Origin of the sequence: Lentimicrobium saccharophilum (assembly GCF_001192835.1) — a bacterium.
GTDB classification, from domain to species: Bacteria; Bacteroidota; Bacteroidia; order Bacteroidales; family Lentimicrobiaceae; genus Lentimicrobium; species Lentimicrobium saccharophilum.
The window spans coordinates 2,766,972-2,792,699 of sequence record NZ_DF968182.1 but is presented as its reverse complement, the minus strand read 5'-3'; the positions used below and the strand labels follow the sequence as shown (position 1 = coordinate 2,792,699).

Annotated in this window: 18 protein-coding genes and 3 pseudogenes; 11 read left to right on the top strand and 10 right to left on the bottom strand. The window is 39.6% G+C overall.

Going from position 1 to position 25,728, the window contains the following annotated elements; genetic code table 11:
- Positions 1–92: 92 nt before the first annotated feature.
- Positions 93–2,156, bottom strand: coding sequence for a TonB-dependent receptor (locus TBC1_RS10750; protein ID WP_062042029.1), 2,064 nt, complete (start codon positions 2,154–2,156; stop codon positions 93–95).
- A 76-nt stretch (positions 2,157–2,232) separates the two neighbouring features.
- Positions 2,233–3,660: a PQQ-dependent sugar dehydrogenase gene (locus tag TBC1_RS10745; RefSeq protein WP_062042026.1), complete on the bottom strand. Its 1,428-nt coding sequence runs from the start codon at positions 3,658–3,660 to the stop codon at positions 2,233–2,235.
- A gap of 670 nt (positions 3,661–4,330) precedes the next feature.
- On the opposite strand from TBC1_RS10745, the gene TBC1_RS10740 reads away from it, so the two are divergent.
- Positions 4,331–6,349 carry a tail fiber domain-containing protein gene (locus tag TBC1_RS10740; RefSeq protein WP_082189569.1) on the top strand — a complete coding sequence of 673 codons (2,019 nt, stop codon included), beginning with the start codon at positions 4,331–4,333 and terminating at the stop codon, positions 6,347–6,349.
- Positions 6,350–7,003: 654 nt separating this feature from the next.
- Positions 7,004–7,651, top strand: coding sequence for a hypothetical protein (locus TBC1_RS10735; protein ID WP_062042018.1), 648 nt, complete (start codon positions 7,004–7,006; stop codon positions 7,649–7,651).
- Here the strand turns inward: TBC1_RS10735 and TBC1_RS10730 are convergent.
- The gene (locus TBC1_RS10730) at positions 7,619–9,004 is read right to left on the bottom strand and encodes an IS5 family transposase (RefSeq protein WP_236695656.1); all 1,386 of its coding nucleotides are present in this window, start codon (positions 9,002–9,004) and stop codon (positions 7,619–7,621) included. The genes TBC1_RS10735 and TBC1_RS10730 overlap by 33 nt on opposite strands.
- A gap of 184 nt (positions 9,005–9,188) precedes the next feature.
- On the opposite strand from TBC1_RS10730, the gene TBC1_RS10725 reads away from it, so the two are divergent.
- Both TBC1_RS10725 and TBC1_RS10720 read left to right on the top strand, forming a co-directional pair.
- Entirely contained in the window at positions 9,189–9,374 is a 186-nt protein-coding gene (locus tag TBC1_RS10725; protein WP_062042015.1) for a hypothetical protein, read from the top strand.
- Positions 9,355–11,088 carry a hypothetical protein gene (locus TBC1_RS10720; RefSeq protein WP_062042012.1) on the top strand — a complete coding sequence of 578 codons (1,734 nt, stop codon included), beginning with the start codon at positions 9,355–9,357 and terminating at the stop codon, positions 11,086–11,088. The genes TBC1_RS10725 and TBC1_RS10720 overlap by 20 nt, the downstream gene beginning before the upstream one ends.
- 434 nt (positions 11,089–11,522) lie before the next feature.
- Here TBC1_RS10720 and TBC1_RS10715 read toward each other — a convergent pair whose 3' ends face one another.
- Both TBC1_RS10715 and TBC1_RS10710 read right to left on the bottom strand, forming a co-directional pair.
- Positions 11,523–12,131: a hypothetical protein gene (locus TBC1_RS10715; RefSeq protein WP_062042009.1), complete on the bottom strand. Its 609-nt coding sequence runs from the start codon at positions 12,129–12,131 to the stop codon at positions 11,523–11,525.
- Positions 12,132–12,824: 693 nt separating this feature from the next.
- Positions 12,825–13,391: a helix-turn-helix domain-containing protein gene (locus TBC1_RS10710; protein WP_062042006.1), complete on the bottom strand. Its 567-nt coding sequence runs from the start codon at positions 13,389–13,391 to the stop codon at positions 12,825–12,827.
- A gap of 200 nt (positions 13,392–13,591) precedes the next feature.
- On the opposite strand from TBC1_RS10710, the gene TBC1_RS10705 reads away from it, so the two are divergent.
- From TBC1_RS10705 to TBC1_RS10690, 5 genes are all read left to right on the top strand, one after another.
- Positions 13,592–13,855: a helix-turn-helix domain-containing protein gene (locus tag TBC1_RS10705; protein ID WP_062042003.1), complete on the top strand. Its 264-nt coding sequence runs from the start codon at positions 13,592–13,594 to the stop codon at positions 13,853–13,855.
- A 62-nt stretch (positions 13,856–13,917) separates the two neighbouring features.
- Positions 13,918–14,736, top strand: coding sequence for a hypothetical protein (locus TBC1_RS10700; RefSeq protein ID WP_062041999.1), 819 nt, complete (start codon positions 13,918–13,920; stop codon positions 14,734–14,736).
- Positions 14,737–14,855: 119 nt separating this feature from the next.
- Positions 14,856–15,281: a hypothetical protein gene (locus TBC1_RS17810; RefSeq protein WP_137305587.1), complete on the top strand. Its 426-nt coding sequence runs from the start codon at positions 14,856–14,858 to the stop codon at positions 15,279–15,281.
- Positions 15,282–15,974: 693 nt separating this feature from the next.
- Positions 15,975–16,142 (top strand): hypothetical protein, encoded by a 168-nt coding sequence (locus TBC1_RS17950; RefSeq protein ID WP_154669514.1) that lies wholly within the window; start codon positions 15,975–15,977, stop codon positions 16,140–16,142.
- A gap of 477 nt (positions 16,143–16,619) precedes the next feature.
- Positions 16,620–17,714 (top strand): ISAs1 family transposase, encoded by a 1,095-nt coding sequence (locus TBC1_RS10690; protein ID WP_062041993.1) that lies wholly within the window; start codon positions 16,620–16,622, stop codon positions 17,712–17,714.
- On the opposite strand, the gene TBC1_RS18300 is transcribed toward TBC1_RS10690, so the two are convergent.
- The 5 genes and pseudogenes from TBC1_RS18300 to TBC1_RS18165 all read right to left on the bottom strand — a co-directional run.
- On the bottom strand, positions 17,704–17,832 hold the full coding sequence (locus TBC1_RS18300) for a helix-turn-helix domain-containing protein (RefSeq protein ID WP_082189568.1): 129 nt from the start codon (positions 17,830–17,832) through the stop codon (positions 17,704–17,706). The genes TBC1_RS10690 and TBC1_RS18300 overlap by 11 nt on opposite strands.
- Before the next feature lie 433 nt (positions 17,833–18,265).
- Positions 18,266–18,556 (bottom strand): hypothetical protein, encoded by a 291-nt coding sequence (locus TBC1_RS18085; protein WP_201781652.1) that lies wholly within the window; start codon positions 18,554–18,556, stop codon positions 18,266–18,268.
- A 263-nt stretch (positions 18,557–18,819) separates the two neighbouring features.
- A pseudogene (locus TBC1_RS18080) lies at positions 18,820–19,164 on the bottom strand (DUF4372 domain-containing protein); the annotation flags it as partial.
- Between the two features lie 423 nt (positions 19,165–19,587).
- Positions 19,588–20,521 (bottom strand): annotated as a pseudogene (locus tag TBC1_RS10680) (IS4 family transposase).
- Between the two features lie 67 nt (positions 20,522–20,588).
- A pseudogene (locus TBC1_RS18165) lies at positions 20,589–20,723 on the bottom strand (DUF4372 domain-containing protein); the annotation flags it as partial.
- Positions 20,724–20,917: 194 nt separating this feature from the next.
- On the opposite strand from TBC1_RS18165, the gene TBC1_RS10675 reads away from it, so the two are divergent.
- Entirely contained in the window at positions 20,918–21,667 is a 750-nt protein-coding gene (locus tag TBC1_RS10675; protein ID WP_062041990.1) for a hypothetical protein, read from the top strand.
- Between the two features lie 240 nt (positions 21,668–21,907).
- Entirely contained in the window at positions 21,908–25,723 is a 3,816-nt protein-coding gene (locus tag TBC1_RS10670) for a hypothetical protein (protein ID WP_062041987.1), read from the top strand.
- The last annotated feature ends 5 nt before the right edge of the window (positions 25,724–25,728 follow it).

Here is a 25,728-nt window from a genome sequence, read left to right as displayed (position 1 = left end):
GCCGCTGCCTTAATTTATAAAGGGCCTCAGATATTTTTTACCCGATTAAGCATTGTCAAATGTATAATCCGGGTTTAGAACTTCTTCCCGAATTAAAACCTGACCTCCACCCCCGCATAAAAATGTCTGGGCAGACCAGGATAATAATAACGCGGTTCGTTGTTGCCGAAAGCCGGGGCATTCACCAGCAGCATGGAAGCATAGTGTGTATTGGTCAGGTTATTGACACCTGCAAATACCCTGAGCTTTCCGGTTTTCTTCAGGTGAAACTGAGCCAGGGCTTTCAGGTTCAGCAGAAAATATCCTTCATACGCCATTGTATTGGCATCATTGATAAGTTGATTGCCGGTATATTGTAAGTGCGTGCTCAATTCCAGTTTTTCTGCCGGGTTCCAGTTTAGTTGCAATTGCGCGTAATGTTCAGGGATGCCGGGAAGTTCATTGCCATCATAAGTATTTCCATCGTCGGTAAAATCGATAAAACGGTTCCGGGAGAAGGTGTAACTGAAAGTGGTTTTCAGTTTTCCCGGAAAGTTTCCTGAATTGAGGATCCTGCTCCGCAGCAGCAACTCCATTCCCTGGTGACGGGTTTTTCCGGCATTGATTCCGGTGAAAATATCTTCGGTGATGCGTTTGGTCAGCAGCAGGTCGTCAAGTGCTATCCAATAAAAGGAAATTTCTGCCTCCAATGCTTTGTTCAACAGATTCATGCGTGTGCCGGCTTCGTACTGCATGCCCTGTTCGGGCCTGATATCCGGATTTACGGTTCCGGCAGGCAGGAGGGTCTCCTCGGGCGAAGGCATGGAGAATCCATGACCCGCCGAAACATAAAAAGTAAGGTGGTTGTTGGCGGCATAGTTGATTCCGAACCGCGGAGAGATAATTACCGGGAAATGGCGGTTGCCTGACTGGTCGCCATCACCGGCGAACAGATCGGTGAGCCGGTAGCGGATATGGTTCAGGGCCGCGGCCAGCGAAATACTGAGGCGGGGGGCAGGCCTGTAATTCATAATGCCAAACAAGCCCAGCAGGTCGCGGTTTTCACGGTTCTCATTCAGCAGGATGCCGTCCAGATCAAGCCTCCATTTGTACTGTTCCGTACTCCAGTCAATGCCAAGCACCCAATCGGTGGCAGGCCGGTTATAGCTCAGCTTTCCACGGATTCCGGCACTCAGGGTCTGATCGCCGAGGTTGTTGAAAGGTCTTTTTTCGAAGTTATCGCTCCACTTCCCGTGAAGGGTAAGTTGACTGCTGAGGCGGGGCGACAGGCTGTTGGTAAGGGTGGTTCCCGCCAAAGTCTTCCTTATCCGCTTGAAGCCTTCAATCGCGGCCCAGTTGGCGGCTGCTGCCCGGGGTTCGTTTTCAAACTGTGTTTTGCCCAGCGAACTCGGAATCTCACCCTCCGAACCCGTCAGCATCAGTGTGGATTTCATCGACCATTTGGGTTGTCTCCATCTGCCCGTGGTGATGAAGGTTGTGCGTTTGAATTCATTATTATCGCGGTAACCGCCCGAATTCAGGTGGCTGAGGCTGCCCCACCAGCCGGATTTTGCGGTATTGACCGTTCCCGAGAAACCGGTCCTGAGGGTGTTGAAGCTTCCGTAGCTTAAATTGAATATGCCCTCCTGCTGCAACTTTTCGGGGGTGAATAAGTTGATGCTTCCTCCCAGTCCCGAACCATACAGCGCGGATGCCGGCCCCCGGATCACTTCAATCCGGCCAAGGCCGGCAGCATCAATGTCTTCGGGGGTTGAAATGCCGTCGGCGGTGGTCAGGGGGATTTCGTTGAGGTAGGACCTGATACGGTTGGTGTTGTATGGCGTGCGGCTCCCCATTCCCCTGATCACAATGCGGTTGGTGGCGTAAGTGCCGCTCTGCATGTTTACGCCGGGAATAGTATTGAGCGTGGCGGCCAGGTTGGTGCCGTCGGCAGGGACAAGCTCATCGCCGGAAACAACAGCCAGATTTCCCGGGAATAAACGCTGATACCGGCTCAGACGGAAGCCTTCAATGGTGATCTTCTCCAGGACAATGGCTGTATCCGGCGACTGAGTGCCGGCCGGGAGCTGACCGGTATTCTGACTAAAAATATTTGTCTGGCCTGACAGTAACAGCAGGGCAACGGAGAGAATAAATGTCAGGCCTTTTATTGGCATGCATGAACATATTAGATGAAATAACCGGTCTGGTTGGTCGGACTTCAATAATGTACCCGGTGCGAAAACCTTGGGATCATTTCTTTTCCACTGGAATCAGCCGCACGATCTTTCCGGGTGTTTCAGTGGCCACGTAAATCAGACCGTCGGGGCTTACCACCACGTTTCTTACACGGCCGATCTCTTCCAGCAGCTTTTCGGTGTGCGTAACCGACTTACCGTTCATCACCACCCTTTCAAGGTATTCAAACCGGAGTGAACCGATAAAAAGGTTGTTTTCCCAGTTTTTATAGCGGCCGCCGGTAAGGAATGTCATGCCGCAGGGGGCAATGGAGGGGGTCCAGTAATAAACGGGCTGCTCCATGCCTTCTTTTTCCGTCAGTTCGGTCAGAATGGTGCCGTTGTAGTTGATTCCATAAGAAATCACCGGCCAGCCGTAGTTCTTGCCCGGTTCCGCCAGGTTTAACTCATCCCCCCCGCGGGGACCATGCTCCGACACCCAGAGTTCGCCGGTTTGCGGATGAATGCTGGTGCCCTGCGGATTCCGGTGCCCGTAGCTGTAAATGGAAGGCAGCGCGCCGCTGACATTTGCAAACGGATTATCGGCAGGGATGGAGCCATCGTCGTTGATGCGGTGGATCTTTCCGTTGGCATTGTCAAGTTCCTGCGGGAAATCGAAGTGCTGCCCCCGGTCGCCGATACCGAAAAACAGATGCCCCTTGCCGTCGAAGGCCAGCTTGCACCCGAAGTGATGCGAACGGTCAGTATAGGGGGTTCCCCTGAAGAGTACCTGCTGATCCGTTAGTCGGTTGCCTTCCAGCCTGGCCCGCATAATGGCCGTATTGCTGAGGGATTTCCCGCTTTCGGTGTACAGGGCGCTGTAGGCGATGTAGATCCATCCGTTTTCGTGGTAATCAGGATGCAGGCAAACGTCGAGCAGCCCGCCCTGTCCTTTCGCCCTGATGGGTGGCAGGCCTTCGATGGGCGGGGATAGTTTTCCGTTTGAAAAGCGGTGCAGCGTTCCGGCGCGTTCCGAAATCAGCAGATCGCCGCCGGGCAGAAATGCCAGTCCCCAGGGCACATCCAGACCGGTCACCACAGTCTCAGTGATAAAATCCTGTACCTCCGACTTTGTAACATCCCCATCTCTTAAGGCAGGTTTCAGCAGGCTTCTGTCGGCGGGGATTCCTTTTCTGACATAGGCAGCCAGTTCCTCTATTTCGGCATCTGTAAAAGTCTGTGCGAAGGCCGGCATGCCTTCTGCTTCAAGACCCGTTTTGATGCTCTGTATGATGGAGGCGTTATCCGGTTCGTCCATCCATTTTTTGGCGGTAAATTTTTCAAGCTTTTCGCCGTGGCAGCCGGCGCAATAGGTCTGGTAATTGAGGGCTGCGGTATTTTCGTCGTCGGGCATGTTATTTTTCGACGACATAAATCCCAGCATACCGGCAAGGGCAAATACAACCAGGCCGGCAACTATGATCACTTTCTGTTTCACGGTCATAAATGGTTGATTGAATTACAAATATAGCATTAATGCATGAAGAATTCCATTGATTTTCGAAGTTGCCGGAACGGGAGTCCTGAATAAAATTGGGGGAAACCTGCGTGGATTCAAGCCGTTTTTCCCGCTGACCGTTTATTGTTTGGGGGCTGGGTCAGGCAGGAATTTTTATTTATTAATATTCCGGTAATAGCTGTTTCTTCAGGAAGATATCATAAAGATTTTTCACGCTGTTCGAAATTACAGGCTTTAACATACTAAAACAGTTGGTGGTTGACGGCTTTGGCGCCAACCACCAACTGTTCCGGTTAATCCACCGGATAGCCTTATCATTCCGAACCCGGGCAAACGGGTGAGGAGTCTGCAAATAATTTACCGGACAATAATATTTTTATTGAATTTGGAATTTGATGCTGTTCAAAGAGCGGGAGGCTGGTCCGCTGCAGCCGGCTGCTCCCCGGGATTTAGCCTGCCATACATTAGGTTTTATCCGCGCGTGACGGTGACCTTTAGGGTCGCCAGTGAATACACTAATTCCCGTTTTTGTTTGATTTTCAAATGATTTTTCGTATCTTATAGCGGTAAATTTATAGCTGGTTATTATAAACCCAGCTTCTGATAGTAATAAAGATTATCAGCTTCGGGAAATTATAAATCAAATCCGTCAGCGATGAAAAAGATTTCAATATTAATTTTGATGTTACTGCTTCAGGGCAGTATACTTTTATCCCAGGTAGCCATAAACATCGATGGTAGCCTCCCGGATAATTCCGCCATGCTGGATGTGCAAAGCACTTCAAAAGGCCTTCTCATCCCGCAAATGTCTATGGCCCAGCGTAATTCCATTCTGTTGCCTGCCCCTGGGCTGCTGGTTTTCCAGAATGATGCGACAGCAGGTTTTTATTACAATGCTGGTTCCAGGATGGTGCCAAACTGGAAACTGGTGGGCAGCAATGCTGGTCCATGGCTTTACAGCGGAACAACGATCTATTACAATGCAGGCAATGTGGGCATCGGGACCTCCAGCCCGGCGGCGAGATTCCATGTTGCAAACGGGGATGCCCTGATCAACGGGCTGACCGTGGGCCGGGGTCCATGGAATATCGCTAACAATACGGTACTGGGTATGCAGGCCTTGCAAAATGGTGATGCAGGCACCGGGATTACCGCCATAGGCGCGATGGCCCTGGCCAATGCCACGGAACAATCCGACCTGGTGGCGGTGGGCGATAGCGCCCTTTACAACAACGGGCTGAATGCTGTACAATCATACCACGGCACAGAAAATACTGCCGTGGGGCCCAAGTCCCTGTACTCCAACACCACCGGTTTCTGGAACACTGCCCTGGGCTACAGGGCGATGTACGCCAATACCGGGGGATATTACAACACGGCAGTGGGACACAGGGCACTGGAATGCAACACTACAGGCTACCAAAACACCGCATGCGGATTCCCAGCCCTGAAGTCCAACACCCAGGGGGAACGTAATGCGGCTTTTGGCAGTGCTTCCCTCCAGACAAACACCATCGGAAACTATAATTCCGCGTTCGGATACGCAACTCTTTATTCCAATACCACGGGCTCCTCCAATGTCGCTATCGGATTGCGTGCCTTATACAGCAACACGGACCGGAGTGACCTCGTGGCAATCGGCGACAGCGCTTTGTATAACAATGGCCTTAACGTATCTGCTTCGTATCATGCAACTTCCAATACCGCCATAGGATCTAATGCTCTGTACTCAAATACCGTTGGATATTCGAATACAGCAATAGGAAGTGGGGCACTTTATTCAAATACCTATGGATATTATAATACTGCAATTGGAAGTGAGGCGCTTTATTCAGATGCATACGGTTGTTACAATACAGCCTTAGGCTATGAGGCATTAGAAAAATTAGGTACTTATGCAAGTGGGTATGGGAATTGCGCCATCGGATACCGTTCGCTTGAAGATTTGTCAGACGGCTCTAATAATACTGCGATAGGTAGATCCTCACTAAGTAACTTGTCATCAGGGGAGGATAATGTAGCAGTGGGAGATGCGTCTGGACCATATCAATGGGCGGGAACTAGCCATTGCTCACGTGGTACAATGTTAGGAGTGGCTGCAGGTGTTAGTCAAGATTTCGCTGAGAACTTTACCGCACTTGGATATTATGCCGAGGTAGATGCCTCATACCAGGTGAGGATTGGAAATGATAATGTAACCAGCATCGGCGGTTATACCGGGTGGACCACTCTTACCACGGATGAAAGTTACCAGTTCAATGTCAGGGAGAATGTGGCCGGCCTGGATTTCATCCTGAAACTGCGACCGGTTACCTACCAGATGGATGTCGAAAAACTGGCGGACTTCAGGAGTAAACGCCGTAAAAACCGGCCTGATTCATTAGAAAATGAAAAGCTCCTCCGGCTGGAAGCAGAGGGCCGGCAGCAGAAATCCATGGAGGTTTATTCGGGTTTCGTTGCCCAGGAGGTCGAAAAAGCCGCTCTGGAAACAGGATATGATTTCAGCGGGCTGGATGTCCCTAAAAGCGAATCCGGACTTTACGGATTGCGCTATGCCGAGTTTGTGGTGCCACTGGTTAAAGGCATGCAGGAACAGCAGGCGATCATCGAAAACCAACAAAAGCAGATAGATGAACTGCTGAAGAGAATCAAAGAACTGGAGGCGCATCGTTAAAGCTTGCCCTGGTATAAAAGCAGTGGCGCGGTCTTTTCAGGTTTGTGGTGACAGAAAAGCCTCCAGACAGTTGATAATTTACATTATCCAAAGCATTTTGCAGTACAAAGGAGCAGTTTAAAGTATTAGTATTAAACAGCCCCGAAGCAGGATTACGTGATCTGCTCAGATCCTGAAACTGGTGGCTTTGGATGTCAAATGCATTGATATTTATAGAATTGGAAATTCAATGATGTTCATAGCAGCATTACAAATGCCGCTGGGTTGGGGGCGGAGAGCTCAGCGCAGCTGGATGCCGTTTTGCTGAACCCGCCTGATTGTCCTGCCAGGTTTAATTTAATTAATTATAATATGTCCTTTGCTTACTTGACATTTTAATGTTATTTTTCTAACTTTGTGTAAATCACAGTTAACGGGGCACTTACATATTCTCCTTAATCTGTCCGTTAAATCAATGACGCACCCCTGCATGATTTTTGAATTTTTATTCTTTCTGAAAAAGCGTCTTTGTTGAGTCTGAAAACTTGTGAGATACGCTTCCTGACTTACAAAAAACTTCCTCTTAATTTATTGATTTATCTTCAGGTTAAAGGAAATCAGGCAAGGTTTGCTTCTGTCTGAAAAAGGTTTAATATCAGCATTATACCTGAGACTATGAAAACAAACTATTTGATAATTTTTCATAAAATCTTTTTCTCAAAAAGAACCAGAAGCCGTACTGTTCAATATATATTAAAAGGTTTTCCGGGTTTCTGTTCAGACACTTTCAGCGTTTTCAGGTTTGCGTTCTGGCTTATTTTAGTGTTTAGTATGCTAGTTGGTCTGAAAATGCATGCACAGGATACCCTGTTTCTGAAAAACGGCGATTTCAGGCTTGTAAGGGATATTACAATAAGCGGAACCCTGTTAAAGTTTTATGATTACAACGAGACGGAAGGGTTGATTAATGTCGTGTATAAAAATGATTATTATAAGATTGTATTGAATGACGGAACGGTAACGTACTTTGACGATAATCAGATTCCTTCACAAATCATTCCGGAGAAATCCGAAACAATTGATTATATTTTCAGTCGCCATGTATTAAGTTTAAACGTAGTTGATATTTTTTATAGATCATTGACAGTTAAATATGAATTTTTTACTCCCCTGAGGAATTTAAGTTACAGAGTGCCTGTTTCGATAGGGCTTGATCCGCGTCGCAAGGAAAGTTTAAACAACACAGACATTCAGGTTAATTATCCGGCAAACAGAGTATATAGTCGCTCCTTAAAAACTATTTTTCCGAGCGGGAAAAAATAAAAAAAGAGGCTCAACCAGCGTTTGAAAAATGAAACGAAAAAACTCTAGTTTGAGTTTTTCCATCATTTTCTTCAGATTCCATGCGGTTGCAGCCATCAAAGCATTGATTTGTATGCCTTTCTCTCCTAAAAGGTAGTTCTGTCCCATTCGAAAATCTGTTTTCAGATGTCCGATAATTGGCTCGATAGCTGCCCGTGATCTGAACTTTTTACGTTTCTTATGTTTCTGAGCAATTGTATCGCTGGCCTTGGGTTTATGGGGTGTCAGGATCTTTACACCTTCAATCTCTGACCTTCCTCTTCCTCCCCGGTCATAAACCACTTCCTGAGGTAGCTTTATGTCATTGCTAATCATTTGATTAATCAAAGGCTCAATCGTGTGGCCATCGAAGGGGTTACCCAAAAATGCACTGATGGCTAAAATAATCCTCTTCCCTTTTTTGCCAGTGGTAATCAACCCTACTTTGTTGCCAAACTCATATTGCTTATGTGGTTTGCCTTTGGCTATGCAACGGGTAAAGGGCTTGTGAAGGCTGTAAACCTTGTCGGTGTCGTTTTTCTGCTGGTTGACAGATCTATAACAGAGTTTCAGTTCTTTTGCGTACTTCCCTTGCTGTTCCTCGCTCATTTTTCGACCCAGCTCCCTCAACAACGTATTGGCAATGGTCTTTAGACGTCTTTTTGACTTTTTTGCCTTTTTGGCTCGTCGGGGATGCTTGCCATTGTAAGTGTCGCGTAGCAGTTGCTTACTCTCCCTGGTGTATCGTTGCCGTTGATCAATATCTTCTTTCTCAGCTATTTTGTTGCATTGGTCTATAACTTTCTTGCATAATTTGGCATCTGTTGGAAACGTAGTATTGTTTTCCTGAACGGTTGTATCTGACAAGGAAAACTTCGATTGCTTGTGAACAGATTGCCCGTGCAGTTTTACACTGTATGCAAATATTTTGCCTATTCCTTCTTCTCCCACACGATTGCGAAAGTGAGTGAAATCGCTCGGGTCAAAAGGAAATTTATGTTCGAAAAAGACTCCCCCGCAGAAATATTGAAAGTAAACATCACGAACCCAAACCTCAGGAATACGGTCATCTCCAAGATTATAAATGTGTTTTAAGAGCAAGCAGCCAACCATTAACCTGATAGGAACACTGGGTGCTCCCTGATCAGAATAATAGACCGAGAATTCTTTCTCAAAATATCCCCAATCAATTTTATTGGCTAAACGAACAAGCTCATGATCCAAATTGATAAAATCGTCAAGCATCGGACGAAATAATTCCCTCTGGCTCTTTGTGGGTGATTTTCCAAGCATAATTTGCAGGTTTTTATGCATTAAAGATACAAAATCCTGCATAAATAGTCGCTAAAAAATGATGCTTATTTATTGACATTCAATTGTTTATAACTTATTTAAGGAGCGACTATATAGCCTTGGTCTGGATTTATCCTATTATCCGGGAAAATTAAGCAAAGTCAGATTCTTTACCGGACTTGGTTTAGAGATCGGGCAATATTTTGAAGTATATCAAAATTATTATATGAATAGGTGCAACACCTATGCTGCGCTTGTTCAAACCGGATTCATGTTTCATTTGTCTGAACGTCTGGTGATGACAAGTAACCTGGATGCAGGATATATGTTATCTCTCGGACCCTACATCAGATATGGAATAGCCATAGGAACCAGTTTTAAAAAGAAAAATCATGAAAACAAACGAAAGTAACCTCAGGGAATTTTCAGGATCTGAAATGAATTTCAAAAAGAGGTATCTGCCCGGGATAGTTTTTTTTGTGCTGTTTGCATTTCTGAACCTGGTTATAGGATGTCATTACTACAAAGTAATGCAGGTTCCGGCTGAGAAAATGAATGAGCATACATTGAATCCTGAGAGGTACGTTATACTGCATCTGGGTGAGGAAGCATGGCATTTCAGTTCACTTGAACTTGATCAGGATAAAAATGAGTTGAGAGGCCTGATTACGCCACTTGATTTCAACCATAAGAATTATCTTACAACCAACCCTGGCAAGCCTAACCGATACAACATAGATGATCCCAGCCCGATCAATGAATTGCACATATATACCAATCAGTATCTGATGCTTGACAGTTTACACGTAGTAGTTCAGCTGGCCTCAGTGTCAAAAATCGAATTATATGATAAAGACCAGGCAACAACAACCTTTTCATACGTTTTCACAACTATAGGCATTCTTTTGACTGCATTTGTAATATTTATGGTTCTTGTTTTATTAACCAAGAGTTCGTGTCCGTTTGTTTATACTTTCAATGGGCAATCATATCAATTTATGGGTGAAATATATGGAGGGGCTGTCTTTTCGTCGCTTGAGCGTGATGATTATTTACCTCTGCCCGGATTTCGACCGGACGGAGGTGAATTTAAAATGAAAATCTCTAATGAACTGCTTGAAAGGCAATACATCAACCTGGCAAAATTGATGATTGTCGAGCATCCTTCCGGATCAGAAGTATTGCTTGATAAAAATGGAAATACCCAGACCTTTTCTTCTGTTGTTTTTCCCTATATGGCTAATTCTGAATCAGGCATTGACTATTCAGATTTACTTAAAGCCAAAGATCATGGTTATTATCTTTTTAATGATCAGAATGTTGATCCCAAAGAGCAGAATTCACTTATTATTTCATTCAACAAGCCTGAAAATGCTGAATTTGGTAAGTTGATACTGAATGCAAAAAATTCCCTATGGCTCGATTACATTTATGGAGAGTTTACCAAGCTTTTTGGAACTGCTTACAACCGTTTTGCAGAACAACGGAAACGGGTCCTTCCGGAAAAAAGTATACAATGGATGCTGGATCAAGGCCTGTTGCTGTCAATTTATCTTGAAACAGGAAATGGCTGGCAGTTTTTAGATTATTTCGACATGGTAGGTCCGCTGGCAGCCCGCGATCTGGTAATGCCCATTGATTTGTCTGACGTAAAATCCGATAACCTCAGGATCAAACTCACCTGCGGACAAATGTTCTGGGAGCTCGATTATGCGGCTATGGATTTCACAGAGAATTTGCCTGTAAAAATCAAGTATCTGGATCCAACATCTGCGGTGGATGAAAAAGGCACAGATGTCAGTAAATTGCTTAAGGCCCCGGATAATCTTTATCTGGAGCAGCCTGAAGTAGGGAATGAGGCTGTGATTACTTATCCGGAGGTAACAATGACTGAAGGCCATGCTTATACTGCATTTCTCCACAGCCGCGGATATTATGAATATATCCGCGATTACAAAACAAAACCTGATGTAGCCTACCTCAAGTCTTTCTCCAAAAAGGGTGCATTTACCGAATTTTCATTTCAACATTATAATAAAATACTCAATGGCATTGAGTTGTTGGTTAATAAATCAGGAGAAAATGAGGACAAACAGGTGTATCAAAAACCTGAAGCCATAGAATAGGCCGAAATCGTGAAATTCTATGCCGGAATAATTCATAATGTTGAATAATTTCATGCTTCAGCGCCAAGTTTTTGAAAATTCAGATTCAGGCAATATGATCTGCTCAGCCTGGGAATAAATTGTAATTATCAAAAGCATTATACAGATTAGAATATCTTTTTAAAGTTTTAGTATTGGTCAGTCACAGAGTTGGATCATGTCACATGCTAAGATCCTGAATCCTTGTGTCTGTATCTGTCAAATGAAGTGGTATTTACTGGATTGGGAATTTGATGATCTTCAAATTGGTATTATATAAGCCGTTCGCCGGATAAAGTTAAAGTCTGTCAGGGATTTAAATCCAATCTACCTGTTGCGCAAATAAAAACGGGTTTCAAAACTTAAATGTATTGAAACCCGTTTCATTGCGCGAATTCAACCCGAGGCTTCGGATCTTATCTTATGCCGCTGTTCCGGTAAGGATTGTTATTGTATCTTTTTTCACGGGTTCCGTCATCGTACTGATAAATAAGGATGGCCCCGCTCGTTTCCGGATCAACTTCACGGCCGGTCAGATCGTATGCTTTTAACAGCTTCCTGAGAGGATTATTTACAGGTGCCGGCAGATCATCGATGCCAACAGCAGTTTCGCGAACCAGGAATATCGTGCCTGCCTCTGGATGAGGTTCCGGATCATCCCAGAAATTATAATGCATCTCAAGGGTATCGTTCTGGAAATATACCACTTCATAAAAGATATGCTGGTAAGTATATTGCCCTGCATATACAGTTTGAAGATACCACCAGTGATAACGGTTTGTAGTTTCATCGAATTCCGATTGTTGTGTATTGGGGTAGATTGTTGGCATCAGGTGACCGGATGTTTCGGTGTAGAAACCATCCTCTTCAATAATCATTGTCATCGGGTCATTATAACCTCCAAAAGAATTGCTGCTTATGTATCCATTCCACGTGCCGATAAAATCCTCAAACGAATAATCCTGCGCAAAATTCTGGGTGAATGGGAAAACCGACAGGAGTAAAATGAAAAGTTTGTTCTTCATGCTTCTGGTGTTTTAAAATGCGTAAACGTTGATCAGAAAAGATTGTTCAAATCCGGTTAGTCGTAAAGAATCTCTAACTGCAAAAGGGACGCACAAATTGCCGGATACCAAGATGTAAACAATTGAATTTTAATTATATAATAATTCTATCCTGGGCTTAAGAGCATTTTGAGAAATATGATAGTAAACTGTTGCCTGCTTCAAGGCATTTAACTATGTCGGGCATCATACTGCCAGTTGTAATCCCGCTCCAATCATAGATTAGTTTTTAATCATCTAGACATTTTGCAGATTCTGAAGTCCTGAAACCGGATCACCTGACCTGCTCAGACCCTGCACCAGGTGGCTTTGTATGTCAAATGCAGTGATATTTATTGAATTGAAAACTCAATGACGTTTTAAACGGCAACTCAACAGGCACTTATTGGATATGGCAGGGGTCCGTCAGGGATGGAGATCCAGTATACCTTTTGTGCAAATAAAAACGGGTTTCAAAACGTAAATGTTCTGAAACCCTTGTGGCTGTGAGTGGGCCCACCTGGTCCCGATCGCTATCGGGATGAACCAGGGAGCACCTGATTATTTCAAGAAAATTAAGTGGGCCCACCTGGACTTGAACCAGGTTTTCTCTTTTTCAATGTTGACGGGCTTTTTGTTAATATTTTTATTGTTAGTGTAGAAATTTTGCAGAAATCAGAGTGAGCGGGGCATCTTCTTGTTTGCTAGTTCTATCAGTTTGACCATTTCAGGGTCATTAGATATCTTTGAAACCAGTAAATAAGCGTTAACATCACCTTCCTTTAATAAATCCTTGGCTAAGGTATACATTCTGGCTGAAATATTGTTTCCGAGATTTTTATATTTCGGATCCTCAAGAATATTAAATAAGGAAGCAAGGAAGTTATTTGATTCAACCCGTTTCTTCAATTGTGATTCGCTTAGATCCAGCAACTTACCAAGCATTTCAATTTTTTCTTTCAGCGATTTTATCTCCCCCTCTTTGAGTTCAAGCATTTTTTTGAGGTTGGATATTTCACTTTCCAGCTTTTTTGAGTCAACATCATCAAAAAAATAACTAATCGGGATACCAAAAATTTCAGTTAGTTTGACAAGATATTTAGTCTCAACGGATTCCCGCTCATAAATCCGATAAACATTAGGTGGAGAAATTCCCATCTTATCTGAAACTTCCTTAACCGACAGGTTTGAACTGTTGATCAAATCTTTTATTCTGGCTCCAATGTGCTGTTTAATAGGCATAAAAAAAGTGTTAATAAAAAAATATTTAGAAATAGTTGCAAATCATATAGAAAAAATGCTAAATTTGCAACAAGCAATTGTTAATTGCAATACAAAGGTGGGTGATAAATTTTAAATCTGCAAATATTTATTGCAATTATTTAGAAAAAATTTTTGCTTTTCACTCAAACAACTCGTTAACTAACTAAAACTGATGAACAATGGAAAACTACCTGATGACTACCTTGTCAGAAAGCGATTTGCAAAGGATTGTCGAAAAGGCAATCGAATCGCATGAAATTAAGAAAACAGCACTCTTAAATGCAGGCTTGAACTATAGCTTTGCTAAAGTTGCTCAGATATTTGGCCGTAGCCATACTACAATCAAAAACCTTGTAAAGGCAGGTAAATTGAAAACTACTGCTGATGGACGCAGGATTACTCAGGCAGCCATCAATGAATACCTCAAAACAAGCCAGAGGTAATATTGCCGTATACATTGAAAAGAACCTAAGCCACCTTTTTATTTTCTAAAACAACTGTAGTAATGAGAAAGCCAATTGATCCCTCACTCAGATACCCGATTCCTTATGGACTTGATACCAATTTGGAGGACAGGTATATGAACATACCAATAAATTTGTTAAACGGAATTTTTGATAATAAAGATTTAGCATGTCAGAAGATTATCAAGTTTTGTTTGTACCACCATGCAAGAACAAGATTCCAGTTTGGAGAAATGATGGAACGATTTGAACTTGCTGCTAAATTTTTCGGTGTCAAAATAAATAGTCTCCTTTCTAACATAGTAGAAGGGGAGTTTTTGTATGAAGATTGGATAAGGAGAAAGTCTCCCAGAGGGGGAATAAAAATCAAGATCTTTCATGATATTGCATTCAATGAAAAATCAGAGTTTGAAATTGCCCTGTTCTGCGCTCATGTTGGGCTTAAATCAATTCTGCAAAACGACAGTTTCAAGAAGACATCTTTTGATGCTCTGTTTGCCCGGATGGCCGGGTATTCGTCCGCAAGGAATGCAGAAGGACGGATACCAGCTATATTAATGAAATATCAGTCCCGTCATTATAGATTAAAGCTAATTTTTGATCTTCAGAAATATTGGCATCTGGCATATGAGGCTGATCATACACGTGGGTTTTATTTCTCTTTTAGGTTAAATCATGAAGAGTTGTGGATGGAAATTCAAAAATCCAGGATTAAACGAAAAACATTCCAAACAGAGTTAGCATTGAAAAAGAAGGCAAATCGTGAAAAGGCGAGACTATTTTGTGGAGATCAGAAGAAACCACCTGAGCCAGATATCAAATCATTTCATGCAATTAATCAAAATGGACAGCTCCAATAAGCCAATAAGAAATGAGATGTTTACTGTAAACTCAAGGCTCATACCTTTTCCTGTTATGCTAAAGTTTCAGTAGATTCTTTTAGGGCTTTCACACTTATCCATCAAAAATACAAAAGCAAATGAGTGACCAAATAATTCGTTACTGTGAGCACTGCAAGCAATTATTTACTGCTGAGCGAATCTCCAGGCGGTATTGCTCCGATTCCTGCCGTCAGTTAGCATACCTTGACCGTCGGTCCAGAAAAATCTCTAATGCTTATTTTGTTGAAGATACATTGTATGAACCAGTTCAGGAAGATGTTGTAACAGAAACAGAGCTTGATGATGCTTCCACTAATATAGTTGAGGAAATACAGGAAGTAACTCCTGACCTAAACGAAGACACTGAGTCAGCTTCGGATAATAAGCTGAATAATAAGTACCGAAAACAGGCTCCGAAAGCAAATAATAATGCCATAGACCCCCGCTTGGTTTATTTGGGTGGATTACTTCTTGGGAAGTTCCTCCAAAAAGTAATTGGTGATGAAAAATCTACTCAAACGTAAGATTTCTACACTGGCAATTTTAGGTTAAGCAGATTATTATCAGATAGTGATTGAGGCTGTAAACCTTGCTCTTCGATTATAATATGTAAACACCTTGGCAATCTGCTATGTTCCCTGCCAAATTGCATTGGAAGTGATTTTTTAATTCGAAACTATATAGTTTCAATTTGCTGTCATAAAATCCGGCTGGCAACCTCAACTTTAGTTTGTTACTTGTCTCTTAAGAAACAATATATTCAGACGAGATCGAAAACATACTTAAAAGACTGATCATTAACTACATAAGACAAAGCTCAAAGTTACCCGTTTCTTTCTGCTAAAGCAATATTTTTCATATTGTAATCACTTGATCAAATTCAAATGATTGGGCCACAATAGAGTTACTGGGAACAACTAACCGATGGGATTCGTTTTTAAAGTGATTATGATGCTCAATGTAAATGTTCAACAAGTAAAGTAAGAATTAACCTGCATGCGCCATAATTTTTTTCTGTACACCTATCTGTTGACCTGTTCTGCACACAATTTGCACCTATAATAATAGTATATCTAATAATAATTACTCTTAAATATTATTTTCTAAGAGAGATCTCTCTTAGAAAAAATTTCAATTGAAAAAGGCAATAAAAGGCTATCGCATTTGCTTCTTCGCGTTCATCTATTTGCGGCGTTATTACGATATTTGGTCATTCTATGAAAAAGCTAGGTCGTTGGAAACACGGATTTAAAGCATGGCGAAGAAAAAGTGCGACCATTATCGTTTTACAGCCCTCTGCCAAATCCTGGCACCAATACCTGGATGATCCTATTCTTTTCGATACAATTATCGACAGATTGTCAGGTACAGCCCATAAAATTTAACTTTAAGGAGTATCTTTCTGTAAAAAACATAGAATAATACTCTATCTTTCTTTGCCCTCTTACCATTCATTGCTTAGGACTTACATAAGTCCGGAATCACTGGCCTGGTATGCTCCGGAATATTCATGGATCCCATAACCTAAATTTCTAGAATGCAATTCGAGAAAACTATTATTTATACTCTCCTGCAGCAAGAAAGCCATTGTAATTCACGAACTCACTTACTCAATTATTATTACTTTTCCTAAAAATGAAGCTTTCGTCAAATTTCATTATGGTAAAAGTGTCAACATTAAGTATTCTCGCTATTTCTTCCATTCGATTTAAGTCAATCATTGTTTGACCAGTTTCTATTCGGCTATCAGGGCAAACGCATCTAAATATTTTTTCATTTAAGTGACTGAATATCAATAGAATAATTTGTTTTTACTAAATTAAATGTTTATATTTGCCTGATAATCAGACTAATATAAACGTATGCAAGAAAATGGATTAATGTCTTATTTTTCGGACATGAAAGACCCGAGAATTGAAAGAACCAAACGTCACCTGATGAACGATATACTTTTTATATCCATTGCGGCTGTTTTAAGTGGAGTTGAATCATGGGACGAAATGGAACTGTATGGAAAGAATAAGCAGCACTGGCTTTCAACCATTCTTGAATTACCTAACGGAATACCCTCACATGACACATTCAATCGCTTTTTTGCTGCTTTAGATCCAGATGAATTTGAAAGCAGGTTTTTGAAATGGGTTGCCTCTTTGGTCGACATAACCTCAGGAGAAACAATTCATATTGATGGAAAAACGATGAGAGGTTCGCGCAAGCAAGGTTGCAAATCGGCAACCCATATAGTCAGTGCCTGGGCCGACCAAAATGAGCTTATACTTGGGCAGATAAAGGTGGAAGATAAGTCAAACGAGATCACGGCAATACCATTGCTTTTAGATTCCTTGTTAATAAAAGGGAGTACGGTAACCATTGATGCAATGGGCTGTCAAAAATCAATAGCAAGACAAATCGTCAAAAAACAAGCTGACTATGTTCTGTCTGTTAAAGATAATCAACCTGAATTACTGGAAGAGATAGTAGATAGCTTCAGAATGTTACCAATAAATGACTATTATGAGGAAGTAGATTATGGTCATGGCCGTATTGAGAACCGCAAATGTTCTATAATCACAGACCTTAGTTTAATGTTTTGTAGCAACAAATGGGCCGGACTGAAATCAGTGGTGAAAATCGAACGTGAAAGAATTTTTAAAGCAACTGGTAAAGTTGAAAAGGATATCAACTATTACATCAGTACTTTGACAAAAGCACCCATAATTGGAAAAAGTGCCAGAAAGCACTGGGGAATTGAAAATAAAGTGCATTGGGTATTAGATGTGGCATTTGGAGAAGATCTTAGCAGGAAAAGAGATAGAAATGCAGCTCAAAATTTCTCATCTCTTAACAGAATCGCAATTAACCTTCTCAAAAAGAACAACTTAAAAGTCGGCATAAAAAGCAGACGCAAAATCTGTGGTTGGGATAATGAATTCCTTTTAAAAACCCTTAAAAATTAGATGCGTTTGCCCTGATTCGGCTATAAGCCCCTTGAGTAATTCCCAGACTTTTTGCCATAAATTCTTGAGTAAAATTGCGCAATTCGCGTACTTTTCGTATTTTTTGACCTATTTGCATATACTATATTCTTATGATGAAATAAAAAATAATTCTATTATTGCAAAAATAACAATATTGATTCACTGTTGTCAGGTAAAATTACAAAAAGCAAGCCTTGATTATGTAATAGATAGATAATCAATTACAATAATTTCCAAATCTTTCAACTTTTATAAGTAAGTCCCTTTTTAAAACAAGGCAAACTGCTCTTTATTTTTGATTGTCTTTTTCCTGTCTTTGTCAGGATTCTCCAGAAAACTGATCGGATGGATATAGTTAAAGTGATGAATCTTGCAAAGACCAACCAGATTTGAGAATGCCCAGCTTCTTTTAAAACTTATTTGCACAACAGACGTCAAAAGATATGCAATATATAGCGCAATATTTGAATCTTAATCACATTCTCGTTGTCCCCAACAAAGTATTTTAATGGGAAAATCTGCTATAATTGCTAGAAAACCAACTCTATATGCCATCGAAGTTTATAAATGGCAGCAACCAAATCCACCCGCATTTCAAACAAGTTGGTTAGAAATTCAAGCTCTCGTTTAAATATCCTGTCATAGAATCTGATATTTCTTAGCTTAAGCTTGTTTTGACCACCGCCATCCTTAACAGTGATTGTTATAATTTCATCTTGCTTTACCCTTGAATGAATGTCTTCATCAATGGGTTGTTTTTCAACAGATTCAAATACAGCATTATCTTTAAGCGGGTAACGAAACCAGCCTGGTGGTTGCAAAACTTCCGGAATGCTTTTTAATCGTTGTAGCCTTTGTCAAACTCGTAGATTGTATTGGAATCAAGCTTTAACTTTTAAAGTAAAACATGGTCGTGGGTGGTGGCAGGTGTGAACCATACCATCTTTGGAACCGCTTCATCAATGTTCATGATTGTATGAACTTTGATTCCTCCTTTTCTCTTGCCGTTTTGTTGTTTTTGGCCAACACATTTCAATATATCCTGAAAAAGGCTGATTGTTAAGCTGTCAAATATCTCTATCTGCTACTTAATAACATCTTTAATCCGGCTGTCTGAGATAAAATGACCATGCTTGAGCAGCAATTGATTGTAAATATACCCGAATACTTCTGATGAACGTAGCTGATTTGCATCTGCCAATTTGCTCCGCCTGGGGATATTATCTTGCTGTAAATGCTTGGTCATGTCAGATAAACAAAGCATTGCACCAGATGCCTCCCGTAATGAGCGACGCATGGCAAAAGCACAAAACAGAATACTTATCAAGTGATCTTTTGTTTTGAACTTCTTTACATACCGGTCAGAACTGTAATGATTGACTGTCATAGAAATTATTGATACATCAATTAATGAGATCATCTGTTCGAAAACCGAGGTGCCGAAAAAGTGTTTACTTTATCCATGTAGTATTAAATTTGGCGACTCAAAACTATATGAAGAGTTGGTTAGTTTTACAATAACTTTCTAACTCTTCTTTTTTTCTAGACAACTGTGATTTGGGATAATGATTAATTAGGAAGTGGTGAGCTTCTGACGATTGATGATTTGTTTAGTCTAATTGTAGTTTATTTGTTGATGATGAGTTAAATGATTTGATTCAATCTAAAGTAGCTCAGCAAAAACAACAGGTAATATGCAAATCAAAGGAGGAATTGCTTTGGCTGACATATAATATGTCATAAACTCATATAATATGCAAAAGGGATAGCTTAATAAGTAATTTATTAGTTTTCTTTGCAATAGTAATTAGAAATGTTAAGTCTTTAGTGTCCCATTTAAATTGGAGCATCCTCAAAAATAGATTAAATTTGGCTCATTAAGCCTAAAACGTTCTTTGTCATTTTGAAATTTTGTTCTATCAAATAAGTCTCGAAGGTGAGTTTTATCTGTTAAAGATATACTCAGGATCTGCAAGACCTCATAAGTACTTCTGCCAAGTTGCATGTCTTTTTGGACGATTGCTACCAAGCAGTAAGTGCACATGGCCGCGTAGATTTGAATCCGAACGGCATTTTCAGTAGTTCCCCAGAATTTCTTGATTTTCAGATGTTGCTTTAGCCATTTGAAGAAAAGCTCGACTTGCCAGCGGTTCTTGTAAAGCTCAGCAACCTAAAGTGCAGAAATATGCATTGCATTGGTTACAAATACAAGCTCTCGCTTTTGTTCTGCATTCCAATATCTAACCAATCTAAGATGTTTTGGATAGTATTGCTTAGGATAAAATCCTATCAATTCAATTGTTAAATCTGAAAGTACTTTCCAAGGCAATCTTCGTTTCCATTTGATTATCTTGTATTGAAGGTTCTTTTTTGCTCTTACAATAAAGAAAGCTCCTATTTAATGAATCTTATACAACATCTTGAAGTGATTAAATGCACGGTCAAATATGTAATATGAGCCTGATTCATAAGGGATTTCTTTCATTGCGGTAGAGTCGTGAACAGAAGCTTCTGTGATATGGAGAAATGCCGGTATCTGTATCTCCACATCATATATAATGTATGCACTTTGATTCCTCCTTTTTTCTTACGGAACTTCGCCCACCAGAATACGTAAAGGCACAAGTCAATCGTCGTTGAATCAAAAGCATAGACATTACCTTCAAGCTTGAAGATGTCAGAAACCCGTTTCTGCCTGGCTTCATTTACCAGATAGTAAGCATACTCTTCAAAGATGTGATAGTCCCTGTCTTGGTTGGCTCTGGCCAGAGATGATTTTGAAACATTCTTGCCCAAGCCCAAATGATAAGATTTGGAATGATGAGCATCAAGTGCGACAATCAAATCTCTCCGACTTTCACGATTTGACAATTGCCCGAACATAAAAGCCAGTAGTTGATTACAGCAAGAGAAAAGTTTCAGGTATTTGTCTCCATTGAATTTGATAACAATACGATTGAATTTGCTTCGATTCAGAAGCGAGACCAATTGACGAAAACGTATTTGTCTTGGTACATATGCAATCGGATTAATCTGATTCAAAACTAAAATCCAAGGCCTTTCGATCGAAAAACACCTGTAACTAACCAAATTTCAAATATATCAAAGGACTTTTTTAGATTTTAATGGAACAGTAATGTTTCTTTTTAAATAATATTTTTTTCTAACTAAAAACCAAACCTATGAAAAAGATTGTTTATTCAATTGCAACACTTTTCGTTACTTTCATTTTATTCAGTGGTTGTAATAACGAAGTTGTACAGGATGATTTACCTAATGGAAATATAAAGCAATCAGTTAATCCCTATGAATACATTGGAGAACTTCACAATGAAATGCTACTTGAATGGGCAGATTACAATAACGGAGTCGATTCAGGTATGTTTGATTCAACAAAAATTGAGTCTATAGTAGAATGGGTATCAACAAAAGTTGACCCAGTTGATGGGATAAATCCATATGAATATCTAAATTTTTCTTACGAAATGTATAGTGAGGACTTTACACTTACGGAATTTGCAACTGATTTGTTTAACAATGATGAAGTCAGTGCTATAGCGAAAAACTATCTTATAGAACTTGAAGAAATAGTATTGAGTTCAGGAAGTGATATATCATTGTTTTTAGATGAAATAATTGTATATGAAACAAAAGTAGGAAACATTGACTTGACTGCAAAAGAGCATCTAATCCTATTAAGCGCAGCATCAATTGCCAGAAATAGCTTAAGTTTCTGGTATGAGGCAAATAATAATCCATCACACCCCTATCATGTTCTATTTGCAAATAGTCGAAAAATCAATATATGGTGGAAAATTGGAATTGTAGATATTTGTGGTGGCGTAATGGGAGGGCTTTGGGGCGGTCCATGGGGAATAGTTATAGGGGCAGGCATTTGTTCAGGTTTAGTCGTTCTGGTCTCAAATGTATGATAGAAGTGGTCTAATTATTGACTAAAACACATATTGGGCTAATAGATTTTTGTTGCATTAGTTCAAGTAATAAAAAATGAAAGTTAATTGAGTCAGATCGCTAATAACAATCTAAAACACAAAAGTGAATAAACTCTAAATCCACAAAGTAATATATGTCAGTTTTATTAAAAGGTACGTATATTTCAACTTGTGGGTTAAGTGATTAAAAACAAAGTCTTATCAAAAAATATTGCTAATATGATTCCTTTTTCAAAAACTAATTGGTATTGGAGTAAGAGTGTTTTTCAATATTCTTTATTGATAGTATCTTTAAGCGTTCTTCCCCTTCTTAACTGGGCTCAAGAGCATTTAAATTCTATTATGTATCCTGTTCGACTTGTGAATGCTAGTCCACATGCAGCTTCACTTGGATTATACACTGATAGTCATGTAGATCTGTTCACGGGACAAGCAAAAATTGAGATACCTATTTATCAAATACATGCTGGCGTTCATGAATTACCGATAACCTTAACATATTCTACGGGTGGTTTTAGAGTAAACGAATTGGCCTCATGGGCTGGGCTGGGCTGGAGCTTAAATGCAGGAGGCATGATAACTAGAGAAATCAGAGGCCTGCCCGATGAACTGAATTATAATGGCTATACTTCATCATCAGGTAATATATTTTACCAAGAACTTAAGGATGGCATTCTGACCTGGGAACCTGGTGAATCCATGGGAGAATATTTAACATTATTGGATTATGCAACAGGCTTAATGGATGGAGAACCCGATATCTATAGTTTCGCCATTGGTAATTTGACTGGTAAATTTATCTTTGATAAAGATAAACAAATAAAATTCATTGGAGAACACAAAAATAGTTTTAAGATTTCTGTAGAACGAGAATCTCTTGCTACAAATCCCTCTTACAATTCGATTAAAACATTTATTTTAACTGATGACAAAGGTGTTAAATACTATTTTGGAAATAATTACAAAGAAAAATTGCTCAACCAATATTACTTCACATATTATGATACAGAAGATAATTATCTCACTTTAACGAATGACTATTATCAAAAGAAATACTATGGCGGTAAATTTAATAAAATGTGGCAAAACGAAAATACTTTCTACTATTTGTCATGGTACATTTATAAAATTGAATTTCCTGATAATATCTCAAATATTAATTTTACTTATCTTCCTGAAAATAATTCATTTTATTCTTCAACATCAGAAACCAAATATGTTGGAGAGCGCTATGAGATTGATGGAAGTGCAATCCCAGTTGACCCACAACATCCATTTTCAATAAGAAGAATCAATAATTATCAAACGACACGAAGTTATAGGCTCAGTTGTATAACTTGTGATGATATAACTATAGATTTTATAGCAGAACAAGAGGAAAGACAAGATATTAACGATCCATTGTTAGGGAATGTATCTATTGGAGATGCCAAAGCACTTGATAAAATAATTATACGTTCAGGAATATCGTCAAAGAGTATTACATGGGAATTTTATAAATCCTATTTTCAGCCGGAAAATGATTACTCACACGAACTACAATATTACCCAACATTTACAAAACGTTTGAAATTAGATAGTATAAAGGAGGGTGAGAAGAAATGGAAATTCGATTATTATGAAGGAAACCTCCCGCCAAGAAACAGTTCGGAGATAGATTTTTGGGGATATTATAAAAAGCAAAGTGTTAACCGAAGAACATCCACTCCAATAATATATGTATATCCACTAGACTATAATAATCCCATATACAACTCCATATATTCAATTTATCCCAGAACTAACTATCCTGGGGCAGAATATGTTCTTAATGATATAAATAAGGACATAGACAGAGAGCCTAATTTTGAAAACACCAGAGCCTGTATGTTGAAAAAAATTACTTATCCAACCAAAGGGATTAAGCAATTCGAATATGAATTGAATAGCTTTTTATTAGATGGGATTGAACGGGTGGGCCCAGGTCTACGAATTCTTTCAGTTTCAACAGTGCCTGATGAAAATCAGGTACCAATTATTGAAAATTATAGTTATAATGAAAATGGTTATTCATCAGGCTTAATTACCGAATTGCCAGATTTTGCCCATAGAAATGTTGATGCAATGTGGAATAATAATTCATATAACACGATTTTTGGTCAGGATGAAATTCAAAATGCTATTACAATTAGAGAGAATTTATCATACTGTTCTATTGGACGAGTGAGCGGTGGATATGTAGGATACAAAAAAGTTGTCAAATTTATAACTGGTAATGGAAGTACTGAATATTTGTTTAGTTTTAATCCTTCATTTTTGTCCCCGGATTTTGAGCCTTTTACTCGCCAAACCGTACGAAAAGAACACGCACACATTGATTATTATCATTTAATCGAAAATCATTTTTTTAACTCTTATAATGTAAAAGATAATTACCCCCATTTTACAGCTCCTGATTGCAGTTGGTATATTGGTAACCTCGAAAGAGAGGTTGTAAAAAACGAAAATGGTGTTACATTGCTGGATAAAACCTATAATTACTCCGCAGTAGAAAATATAAATGAAAATGACATTTATTATATTAATGCAAAAATGTATTATTCGCATTTCTGGGACAAGGAAATATTGCATAATCAAACCCCCATTGCTCATATTATACTTCAATTCAATGACATTGTATGGGGGGTAAACTATTATAATACCGGATATAAAAGATTGGAGAGTGTTACAACAAAAACATTTCTTAATAATATAAGTCCAGTAGTTGTACATCAGAATTATGAATATAACGATTTTTTATTAAGTCAAATCTCTAAAACTCATAGTCAACAAGATAATTTATTAAAAACAAAGTACCAATATCCTCAAGACATTATAAATAATAAATGCTTGCCAAGTTACAATTCTTGTATGGAATTGGCTTTAATATATAAAAATGATAGAGATGCGGATTGTTTTGGTAATGCTAATTGCTTAGTGCAATCCAATAATTATTATATTCAAGATACTACTAACTGTGGTAATACATATAGAAATTGTCAATCTGGAACCTGGCTTAATAAAAATGATGGTTTAGTTCTGAAAATAATGATCGGGAAAAATATTAGGTCAGAACCTATTGAGGTCCAGGAAATAATCCACAGAGATAACAAGGATTTTCTATTGAATGGTAGTATTTCTAGAAATAAATTATTTAATGATGAAATTGTGTTATATAATAGAAAATATAATTTAGATAATATTGAACCAATGGAATCATTTACCAGTTGTTATTTAGATGACAATCAGGAACTTGCATTTAATAGCAAATACAAAGAAAAATTATCAATTGATAAATATGATACCAAATATAATGTTACAGAGTACCTGAGTAATCTAAAGGATAAATCAGCTTTGATTTGGGGCTATAATCTATTATTTCAGATAGCAAAAATTTCAAACGCCTCCCTTTCCGAATCCGGCCACACCTCCTTCGAAAACAACGAACTAAACGGTTGGTCAAAGTATGATGCCAACAGTTTTATAACCATACCGGAGAATGTGTTCACTGGTAAGGGTTCTATGAGTGTAACCGGTTATGGTCCGTACCAGATCTTTACTGTTGGCCAGAACGCTGAAAAGCACAGCGGTTATAAAGCAAGTGTATGGACAAAAGGCAAAGGGGCATATTTGCATATTGAGGTAAACGGAGTATGGTCAAGCCATGTCAGGGTTAACAACGAATTTGAAGACGGTCTATGGCATAAGCTCGATGTTGAACTACCCAGGCATAAAATACAGCCTTACTTCTCGCAGGGAGAAAATCTTAAGATTAAGGTATATGTAGGCTCCGAAAGTGGTACTGTCTATTTCGATGACCTTCGGTTCCATCCTTCCGATGCCCAAATGACCACCTACACCCACGAACCCCTGATAGGAGTTACCTCAATCAGCAACGAAAGCAACAAACCAGAGTTTTACATCTACGATCCATTTGGCAGGCTTGAATTAGTCAAAGATTTTGAAGGCAATATCATTAAAAAGAACGATTATCATTATCGCACTGATGAACAATAAAGTAA

Bases quoted from the DNA above. Each gene is read 5' to 3' on its own strand.
- TBC1_RS10670 (WP_062041987.1), top strand. From the start codon at position 21,908: ATGATTCCTTTTTCAAAAACTAATTGGTATTGGAGTAAGAGTGTTTTT.
- TBC1_RS17950 (WP_154669514.1), top strand. From the start codon at position 15,975: ATGAAAAAGCTAGGTCGTTGGAAACACGGATTTAAAGCATGGCGAAGA.
- TBC1_RS10740 (WP_082189569.1), top strand. From the start codon at position 4,331: ATGAAAAAGATTTCAATATTAATTTTGATGTTACTGCTTCAGGGCAGT.
- TBC1_RS10705 (WP_062042003.1), top strand. From the start codon at position 13,592: ATGGAAAACTACCTGATGACTACCTTGTCAGAAAGCGATTTGCAAAGG.
- TBC1_RS10710 (WP_062042006.1), bottom strand. From the start codon at position 13,391: ATGCCTATTAAACAGCACATTGGAGCCAGAATAAAAGATTTGATCAAC.
- TBC1_RS10700 (WP_062041999.1), top strand. From the start codon at position 13,918: ATGAGAAAGCCAATTGATCCCTCACTCAGATACCCGATTCCTTATGGA.
- TBC1_RS10730 (WP_236695656.1), bottom strand. From the start codon at position 9,004: ATGCAGGATTTTGTATCTTTAATGCATAAAAACCTGCAAATTATGCTT.
- TBC1_RS17810 (WP_137305587.1), top strand. From the start codon at position 14,856: ATGAGTGACCAAATAATTCGTTACTGTGAGCACTGCAAGCAATTATTT.
- TBC1_RS10715 (WP_062042009.1), bottom strand. From the start codon at position 12,131: ATGAAGAACAAACTTTTCATTTTACTCCTGTCGGTTTTCCCATTCACC.
- TBC1_RS10720 (WP_062042012.1), top strand. From the start codon at position 9,355: ATGAAAACAAACGAAAGTAACCTCAGGGAATTTTCAGGATCTGAAATG.
- TBC1_RS10745 (WP_062042026.1), bottom strand. From the start codon at position 3,660: ATGACCGTGAAACAGAAAGTGATCATAGTTGCCGGCCTGGTTGTATTT.
- TBC1_RS10750 (WP_062042029.1), bottom strand. From the start codon at position 2,156: ATGCCAATAAAAGGCCTGACATTTATTCTCTCCGTTGCCCTGCTGTTA.
- TBC1_RS10675 (WP_062041990.1), top strand. From the start codon at position 20,918: ATGAAAAAGATTGTTTATTCAATTGCAACACTTTTCGTTACTTTCATT.
- TBC1_RS10725 (WP_062042015.1), top strand. From the start codon at position 9,189: ATGAATAGGTGCAACACCTATGCTGCGCTTGTTCAAACCGGATTCATG.
- TBC1_RS18300 (WP_082189568.1), bottom strand. From the start codon at position 17,832: ATGCAAATAGGTCAAAAAATACGAAAAGTACGCGAATTGCGCAATTTT.
- TBC1_RS10690 (WP_062041993.1), top strand. From the start codon at position 16,620: ATGCAAGAAAATGGATTAATGTCTTATTTTTCGGACATGAAAGACCCG.
- TBC1_RS10735 (WP_062042018.1), top strand. From the start codon at position 7,004: ATGAAAACAAACTATTTGATAATTTTTCATAAAATCTTTTTCTCAAAA.